At 42.8% G+C, this 2,201-nt stretch carries 1 protein-coding gene; it reads right to left on the reverse strand.

The window, feature by feature from the left end; all coding sequences use genetic code 11:
* Positions 1–51: 51 nt before the first annotated feature.
* Entirely contained in the window at positions 52–1,710 is a 1,659-nt protein-coding gene (locus tag HMPREF9443_RS07305) for a Na+/H+ antiporter NhaC family protein (RefSeq protein WP_009145934.1), read from the reverse strand.
* Between the last annotated feature and the right edge of the window lie 491 nt (positions 1,711–2,201).

Consider the following 2,201-nt stretch of genomic DNA (forward strand, 5'->3'; position numbering starts at 1 on the left):
TTTGAGAGGGTGGTTTTGTCCCAGCCTCTTTTCGTTCATAAAATATTTCATTTAAGCAGCCTGTTTGCGCATATAAGTACGCATAACCAGCAATGTTACAAATAATAAGCACAGCGTAATAGGCAAAGCAATCAGCGCTAAGGAGTTTTCCGTAAAGTACGCAATACCGCCGGCAATCAGATAGCCGGCAACAGACACGGAAGCTGCAGTCAAAGCATAGGGCAGCTGTGTGGAAACGTGGTTAACGTGGTCGGAATGCGCGCCTGCGGATGCCATAATCGTTGTATCGCTGATAGGCGAGCAGTGGTCACCGCATACCGCGCCGCTCAGGCAGGCAGCAATAGAGATAATCAGCATTTCATAGGTATCGCCGGAACCGAAAACGTTGCAAACAACAGGAATCAGAATAGAGAAAGTACCCCAGCTGGTACCGGTAGAGAACGCAAGGAACATAGCAACAACAAAGATAATTGTCGGCAGGAACATTTTCAGGATACCAGCAGAGTTTGCAACAAGATCATGCACATAGAACTTTGCACCCAAAAGACCGGTCATACCGGACAGAGTCCAAGCCATAGTCAGAATCATAATCGGCGCAACCATTGCTCTGAAGCCTGCAGGAATACACTCAGTAAATTCCTTGAAGGTCATTACGTTGCGCACCATGTAGAAGCAGAAGGTAAAGAAGAAGGTTGCCATGCTGCCGAGTACCAGGCCTTTAGGAGCGTCAGCACCTGCAAAAGCATCAACAAAGCTTTCGCCTGTGAAGAAGCCACCGCTATAAATCATACCGATAATACAGCAGATAATAAGTACAATTACAGGCAGTACAAGGTCAATAACCGCACCGTTAGGCTTATCGGTATTGTCATCATCATCACCATACGGACGAGCAGCAGTAGTAAACAGGTCACCCTTATTTGCGTTATCCTCATGAACCTTCATGCTGCCGAAATCAAATTTCATGATGGTCAAAAGAAGCATCATAGATAAGGTAGTAATTGCGTAGAAGTTATAAGGAATAGTCTGCAGGAACATGTTAAAGCCGTTAATATCAGAGCCTTTAGGTACTGATGAGGTTACAGCTGCAGCCCAGCTGGAAACCGGCGCAATAATACAAATCGGCGCAGCAGTTGCGTCAATAAGATATGCCAGCTTTGCGCGGCTAACCTGATGTCTGTCGGTAACAGGACGCATTACGGAACCAACAGTCAAACAGTTGAAATAGTCATCGACAAAAATAAGTACACCCAGTGCAATGGTAGCGAGCTGCGCACCAACGCGGGTCTTGATATTTTTAGAAGCCCACTGGCCGAAAGCAGCACTACCGCCAACCTTATTCATAAGAGCTACCATGATACCTAAAATAACCAGGAATACCATAATACCAACGTTACCGCTATCTGACAGCTTGGTAATCATGCCGCCGTTTTCATTGTAAAGCATAGTATTTAAACCAAGCTCAAGATTACCGTTGGAATATAACAGTGCACCGATTGCAATACCTACGAATAAAGAAGAATATACTTCCTTAGTAATCAAGGCCAAAGCAATTGCGATAACCGGAGGCAGCAAAGCGCCGATTGTCGAATATACGGCAGGCTTATAGGTTTCAGGATCAACAGTGTTAGGATGCTGTCCGCTTATATAAAATAGGCCAACCATGATAACGAGCGTTACCGCCAAAAACAAATAATTGATTTTTCTCATCTAATTAATCACTCCATAATTTTTTTCTAAAAAGTCCGAAAAAATTATATCATGATTACGTAACTAAAAGCAAGTATATTATTAAAAATCGCTGACAAATTGTTAAAAATTATACATTGTTGTGTAAATAAGTGCAAAACAGCGCACTTTAACACTGATTTATACTGCTTTAATGTCTATTCACAGTTGACAAATTTCGAGGCTTACAGAGCAGGCGCATATATTCTTTATTCGCGCATCCAAGACGCGAGTCTGCAGAACAACGCTAATTGATAAGAAGGCAAGTAAATTGAGCGATGGGTATATCGTGCAAGGAATAGCAATTTTAGCAAATGAGTGTACGGAATCATAGAAGTGTCGCACTGTCTGAGCGCTAAGCTATCTACTATAGTAAAATCTCTTTGCATAGCGCGAGTTTTGCGACACTTCGTCTTGATTCCACACGAAATTTGAGTTAATAAATTGCTGTTGACTGAAACGATATACTCTCG

This window comes from Phascolarctobacterium succinatutens YIT 12067 (genome assembly GCF_000188175.1).
GTDB classification, from domain to species: Bacteria; Bacillota; Negativicutes; order Acidaminococcales; family Acidaminococcaceae; genus Phascolarctobacterium_A; species Phascolarctobacterium_A succinatutens.

Excerpts from the sequence above, each read along its gene's own strand:
- HMPREF9443_RS07305 (WP_009145934.1), bottom strand. The coding sequence starts at position 1,710 with ATGAGAAAAATCAATTATTTGTTTTTGGCGGTAACGCTCGTTATCATG.